General features: G+C 42.4%; 5 protein-coding genes. 1 reads left to right on the top strand and 4 read right to left on the bottom strand.

Going from position 1 to position 6,234, the window contains the following annotated elements; all coding sequences use genetic code 11:
* Positions 1–728 precede the first annotated feature (728 nt).
* The gene (locus IRJ18_RS12835) at positions 729–1,748 is read right to left on the bottom strand and encodes an aldo/keto reductase (protein ID WP_194106593.1); all 1,020 of its coding nucleotides are present in this window, start codon (positions 1,746–1,748) and stop codon (positions 729–731) included.
* A gap of 84 nt (positions 1,749–1,832) precedes the next feature.
* On the opposite strand from IRJ18_RS12835, the gene IRJ18_RS12830 reads away from it, so the two are divergent.
* A complete protein-coding gene (locus tag IRJ18_RS12830; RefSeq protein WP_194106592.1) occupies positions 1,833–2,183 on the top strand; it encodes a hypothetical protein in 351 nt (116 codons plus the stop codon).
* 75 nt (positions 2,184–2,258) lie between these two features.
* Here IRJ18_RS12830 and IRJ18_RS12825 read toward each other — a convergent pair whose 3' ends face one another.
* The 3 genes from IRJ18_RS12825 to IRJ18_RS12815 all read right to left on the bottom strand — a co-directional run bounded on the left by IRJ18_RS12825 (position 2,259) and on the right by IRJ18_RS12815 (position 6,217).
* Positions 2,259–3,239 (bottom strand): acyl-ACP desaturase, encoded by a 981-nt coding sequence (locus IRJ18_RS12825; protein ID WP_194106591.1) that lies wholly within the window; start codon positions 3,237–3,239, stop codon positions 2,259–2,261.
* Between the two features lie 266 nt (positions 3,240–3,505).
* Entirely contained in the window at positions 3,506–4,729 is a 1,224-nt protein-coding gene (locus IRJ18_RS12820) for a cytochrome-c peroxidase (protein WP_228072730.1), read from the bottom strand.
* A gap of 339 nt (positions 4,730–5,068) precedes the next feature.
* Entirely contained in the window at positions 5,069–6,217 is a 1,149-nt protein-coding gene (locus IRJ18_RS12815; RefSeq protein ID WP_194106590.1) for a glycoside hydrolase family 5 protein, read from the bottom strand.
* Positions 6,218–6,234: the final 17 nt, after the last annotated feature.

Here is a 6,234-nt window from a genome sequence, read left to right as displayed (position 1 = left end):
AGAAGTTAAGCCCGCCAGAGCCGATGGTACTGCAGTAAAATGTGGGAGAGTAGGTCGGTGCCAAATCTTATCGTCCAGGCGACGTTAAACTTAAACCCTTCATCTATAAGATGAGGGGTTTTTTGTTGAGATAATTTGGAGAAAACTATTTCGTATCACTTTTGCTTACCCTAACTTTGCAAATTGTTCCAACTGATAATGTTTTTACCCACTTCACACTACCGTCGATTTGCAAACTAAATGGGGAATCTTTCTTCTTTAATTCCACAATTTTGCCCCGTAAAATCCCCAAACTGTTTACTATCGTTTTAACAGATTCGCGGGTGACTGGATTGAAAAGTGCTTCTACGCTTTTAAAATGAACTTTTTAATCAGAAGTTAATATAATTTCGCCAATCGGCATAGGGATTGTAATATATATTGTAACACTAATTATTGATTGTTTATGAATATTATAATCCATGATGCTCTGGGTATCTTAACCAATGTTTTAGCTTGCATTGTGATACTCGGCGTAATAGTTTCAGTACACTTTACGTTTAGCCGGGATAAAGTGATTACCAGGACAATGAAACATCAATAGACAGATAAAATATCAAACGCCCCAATACATCCGAAGCACAAATTTGTGCTTCGGATTTTTTTTAGCTTCTATTGCAGGTCTAACATATTTGCTGCTACAAATATCCAATTAAAAAGTACGTAAACCAGGATTGATTTTATAAGTGCTATCTTTTTTCAACCCTGTCATAAAATCCTCCAAAAGAATTAAGCTTTACATTTTCTTCCCTAAAAAAATCGCCGGGGAAGCCTAAACTTACGGCGCTGATATCGTCAATTTTCTTTAGATGGTCTGCGCTTAAAGTTAAATCAACAGTATTTAAATTATCCTGTAGCTGTTCAATTTTGGTAGCACCAACTATAGGTATGCACGAGAAGGCTTGCTGGCGCATCCATTGCAAGGCCACGTTACCAGCGGATACACCTAATTCATCAGCTATAGCCATTATCACTTTGGTTATACGCTCGCTATTTTCATTGAGCCGATTGCTTTCGGGTTTTATACGGCCTTTTTCGCCTTTCAAATATTTACCAGTAAGTGCCCCGCCGGCTAATGGCGCCCAGGGAGTTACCGTCATTCCAAAATGTTTGGCCATAGGGATTAATTCCCGTTCAGGGGTACGTTGTAGCAAACTATATTCCACCTGTAAAGCAATAAACTGGCTCCAACCCATTAATTCGGCTAATATGTTTCCTTTGGCTACAACCCAGGCGGGGGTATCGCTAATAGCAGCATAGTTCACTTTGCCCTGACGGATCAAGTCGTCCAGTCCGCGTAGTACTTCGTCAATAGGTGTAATATCATCCCAAATATGCAGATACAAAACATCTATAAAATCAGTCTTTAAGCGTTTCAGGCTTTCCTCTATACTGCGCATCATGTTTTTGCGGTTATTGCCCGAGGCATTTGGATTAGTTTGATTATCTTTCAGTGTATATTTTGTTGCAAGTACAAAGTAATCCCGATCTTGGTTGATTAAATAATCACCAATAATTTTTTCGCTAGTGCCTTTTTGATAGACGTTAGCCGTATCTAAGAAATTGCCGCCCGCGTTTGCAAACTCATCCATAATAGCAAAACTGACGGCCGCATCGGCACCCCAGCCATTGTCAGTACCAAAACCCATAGTGCCTAAGCAGAATTCGGAAACTTTAAGGCCTGAGCGGCCCAATAATTTGTATTTCATATATAATAGCAGATATCTTATTAAACACGCTAACGTGCCGGTAATGTTTGTGAATTTAGCATTTACTTACTGCCGAAACAATATATGCACCTGGTTGTAGATTATGATATGAAAATTATTACCGCTAACCGGCCCTGGGATATCCAATTACTAACAAATACGCTACAAAACAAATTAAACCCAGCTTTCCAAAAATCGAGGCAGGTTGATATTGAATTTAATATCAAACAGGATGGTAATGTTATTGAAATAGACCAACCTGAGTATTATGAAGGCTATTTATTTAGAATAGAAGGGCAGGGGAATAAATTATACATCAGCAAGTCGGAACATTATGTTGATGATATTAACTTTATTACCCTGCAGCATATTATTGATAACCTGCGGATGGTGAAAGAAGATGGTGCTGATATAGTGTATATAAGCGGGGAATGATTTATTTTGGATCTGGAATGCCAATTGCGAAATTAGAACCATTTCGCAATTGAACTTTCGCCTTTCGAGTTTCCCTTACCCGCTTATCCAGCTGAATTTGTATTCCAGCATAGGGTTTTTCATACGGTCGGCAACACGGATCAAACGGTCGGGCAGGGCCATAACGTAATCACGTGCTTTTTCTCCGGCTTCATTCAGGTCGGGTATCGAAGCAATTTTCCATTCTTCAATCAAATCCCGCAAAATATCCACATAGTCAATAGCTGTATAAATCCCTAAACGCTGTGCAGCATCAGTGAAGTGCCCAAAGGTTTGACCAAGCTTTAAACCAACTTCGCGCAGGAAATGGGCTGGCATAACAATTTTCTTACGCATCATATCCTCAAAGGCAATCATTGCCTCGCTGGCATCAACCTCAAACGCTTTAGATATAAAGCTGATATAAGCTTTTGCGTGACGGGCTTCATCAGATGCAATAACACCGCACATTTTTGATAATAAAGTATCGCCATGTTTTTTAGCCTGACTGGCTACACGGCGGTGCGATACATTAGTGGCCAGTTCCTGGAAACTGGTGTAAATAAAGTTACGGTAAGGGTCGGTACCGGTGCCTATGTCAAAACCATCGGCCAGTAAATATTGTGTTGATACTTCCATAGCGCGCATGTTAACGCGGCCACTTAAGTAAAGATATTTGTTCAACAGATCGCCGTGACGGTTCTCTTCTGCAGTCCAGGCGCGTGTCCATTTCATCCATCCGCCTTCTTCTGCCAAATCAACCCCTTCTACCATGGTTAACCACGATTCATACGTAGGCAAAGCCTCTTCTGTAATGGTATCACCGATTAAAACCGCTACCAGATCGTAAGACAGGCCTTTGGCGCTTTCCTGCAATTCTTTTATTTCCTGGAAAAATGTATCTCTTGTAGAATCGGGCAAAAAATCAGATGGTTGCCAGTTAGTTTCAATAGGTTTCAAATATTCATCCATCTTCTCCAGCATATATTTTTCTATATGCTTCATCACCTCGCGTCTTTTTTCTTCAAAAAATCTCATTGTAGCGTATTTGGGTCAAAGGTAGTCAAATTTAAACTTAATATTTAAAAAATAAGCGGTTTCGCCTAAGTATATAAACCAATAAACGCGGTATTTGTGATATTAAATTTTGTTATTATTGGGGTAAACGAAACATGTACCAAAATTAAGAGAATAGCTTGGGCGTTGCCCCGATGCTATCGGGGGCCGGGCTATCCGTTGCAAGTCCTCATTCCGCTGCGCTGCATTCCGGGCTTTCCACTGCTATCCCTAACGCAGAATCAGGTTTAATTAATAAACGGACTGGCCCACTTCTTATTCGTATACACATCTTTACCGCTCAATGTAGCCAGGAAAGCTACAATGGCGTCTTTTTGTGCCTGACTCAACCGCAGGGCCTGGCCCTGTCCACCGCGGTTGAGCCGGTTATCCAGGTTAGTATTACGTGGGTCGATAGGGATTTGGTTGTAGTGATTAATCACATCGGCAAGGGTACCAAGACTGCCATTGTGCATGTATAAACCGTTTGGTTTGCCGGTAGGGTCGAGCAGGTTGCGCAACGATGGCGGGTTGGTGTTGGTAACATCAACCAGTGATGTGCTGCCTGCTACGCCTATGATGCCATTGTTACGCGAGTTCGGGTCGATATCAAACTCCGGCGCACGGTGGCAGGCCTGGCAACCCGCGCCATTCACCACAGTACCGGGAGGAGACGGCGGGTTAAGGAACAGCGACTTACCCAGGTTCTCCTGCGCTGTAAAGTTGGGGAAGTCCTGACCGAGATTAGTTGCCTGTGCCATGCCTGCATCGAACTTTGAATCGAACGATTGGATGCTGCGGATAAACTGGGCTAAGGCGGTTTGCATGCGGGTTTCGGTGATGGTAGCATCGCCGTATACAAAGGTGAATAACTGCTTGTAGTAAGCAATGCCCTGCAGTTTGGTTATCAGTACGTCAATACCGGGATCGCCGTTGAGGCCACTGTAACCCATTTCGTTATGGTTTTGAATGGGCTGGATGGTTTGCGCTTCAAGCGTGGCGGCGCGTTTATCCCAAAAGAAGTTCACTTCCTGGGCAAAACGGGCATTTACCAGGCGCATAGAATGACGGGTGGTTATGCCGTTGGCTCCCGTGCTTTGTATTGCGTTATCGCCGAAGGCCAGTTCCTGTTTGTGGCAACTGGCACAGGCTATGGTGTTGGTTATAGATAGGGCTTTATCATAAAACAAAACCCTGCCCAGAGTAGCCGCAGCGTTGTTTATAGGGTTGGCCCGGCCATTATCGCGGGTAATATAATTGGGGACAGCTTGCTGTGCATAGTTTTCGAGTGCACTTAAATTGATATTAGTTCCAAAGGCTGTTTGCACTGCAGTGGCCGGCGCGGTGGTCATTACAACAGTGGCATTGGCGGTGGCAGCAGGGGTAGCTTCAGTTTCTTTTTTGCAGGATTCGGCGAGTGAAAGCAGTATCACCGCTACAGCGACAATAGCTAATAGTTGTTTGTGGTTCATGATAATGAAGGTTTAAAATTGGCGTGGATGCGGTGCACCGTAAACACAATATGAAGGTGCGGATAGTTTAGGCACGCGCGCCACAAGGTGTCGGCAAACGGGCTAAATGTATCGATGAGGATGCTTGACAGATAAAGCTTTAACGTGATGTATCGACGAAACGGATGGGATGCCGATCGGTTTTATCACGTCAAATCATGGTTTACATGGTTTACAAAATCGGGGCATTTTTTTAATTAAAAAACTGATAATCAAATAGTTGATTAAATTTCGTGTAAACCATGATTTTTGCTGTTTTATGCCAGAATTTAAATCCTGCGATCCTGAAAATCTATTAAATCACGGTTCAGACTTATACCCAATCGCATCCCGCATGCAATCGCTTAGGTTTTCCAGGGATGGCTGTTCGTTAGTAAAAATAGAGAAGTTGGTGTTATAGTCCCACAAAATGCCGGGGATACCCAGCTGTTTCAGATAGTGGCGCACGGTTTTGGTGTAGCGGCACCGGCTTTCGGCATCGGCATATTTATCGTAGCTGCCATATTCGCCGCACAGGATGGGCACGTTATATTTATTGGCCCAGTTCTTTACAATTTGCAGCTTATCCCTTACCGATCCTTCGTTGCCATCCAGGTGATATTTGTTATAGTTTGCCTCGCCTGCCGTGCCTTTAGCTTTAGGATTTATTTGGGGAAATTTATCTACGCTATATGGAAAGCCTACCCCTGTAGTCGCCATCTGGTCGCCCACCCAATCGGCACCCTGATGGGTAAATAAAAAAGGCTCGTAAAAATGAAAAGTATAAATAATATTTTCATCCTTCAATCTTACAAAACGGCTCAATTCATAAATACTATTATAGTTTGATGCGCCCACCAGCAGGGTGCGTCCGCTATCTACCTTGCGGATAGCTTCGACCATGTTATAAGCAGCATCTTTCCATACCTGCGGATTGATGGGGGGCGGCTCGTTATATAATTCAAAAAACAAGTCGTCTTCGGCCGTATTATGGTATTTTTTAGCTATAACAGTCCATGTTTTTATAACTTCATTTGTTTCGGTTACAAAGTTATTGTCGTTTAAATCGCCATAATGGTAATCGATAATCATCTTAAAACCGTATTTTCGGCAAAGCTTCCACGCTTTATCAATTCGGGCAAGTACTTCCTTAAGCGGAATGTTCTTCTTTTCGAAATTTTTGAACGCCACTGGAAGCCGGATACTTTTAAAACCTAATTTTTTAAGCAGCTGCAAGTCGGTTGCTTTTATGCCTTCGGTATTTAGAATGTCGTTATTCCAAGTTTGTTCAAGCCATGAAATACTGATGCCATTGTCTAAACTTTTAGCACGGTTAAAAACAAGTTGCCTTTGGGCTGGCAATATTGGACTGCTTTTTGCATTTAGCACTAACAATATAGCTATTACCAATATGGTAAAGTTAACAGCCATGAATTGCAGACATGATATTTTATAATTGTTTTTTTTCATCTAAATTTCGCCTTGCA

Source organism: Mucilaginibacter boryungensis (genome assembly GCF_015221995.1).
Lineage (GTDB): Bacteria > Bacteroidota > Bacteroidia > Sphingobacteriales > Sphingobacteriaceae > Mucilaginibacter > Mucilaginibacter boryungensis.
Note: the sequence above shows the minus strand (reverse complement) of the source record. Positions and strands in the feature narration are given on the sequence as shown.

Excerpts from the sequence above, each read along its gene's own strand:
- IRJ18_RS12835 (WP_194106593.1), bottom strand. The coding sequence starts at position 1,748 with ATGAAATACAAATTATTGGGCCGCTCAGGCCTTAAAGTTTCCGAATTC.
- IRJ18_RS12830 (WP_194106592.1), top strand. The coding sequence starts at position 1,833 with ATGCACCTGGTTGTAGATTATGATATGAAAATTATTACCGCTAACCGG.
- IRJ18_RS12825 (WP_194106591.1), bottom strand. The coding sequence starts at position 3,239 with ATGAGATTTTTTGAAGAAAAAAGACGCGAGGTGATGAAGCATATAGAA.
- IRJ18_RS12820 (WP_228072730.1), bottom strand. The coding sequence starts at position 4,729 with ATGAACCACAAACAACTATTAGCTATTGTCGCTGTAGCGGTGATACTG.
- IRJ18_RS12815 (WP_194106590.1), bottom strand. The coding sequence starts at position 6,217 with ATGAAAAAAAACAATTATAAAATATCATGTCTGCAATTCATGGCTGTT.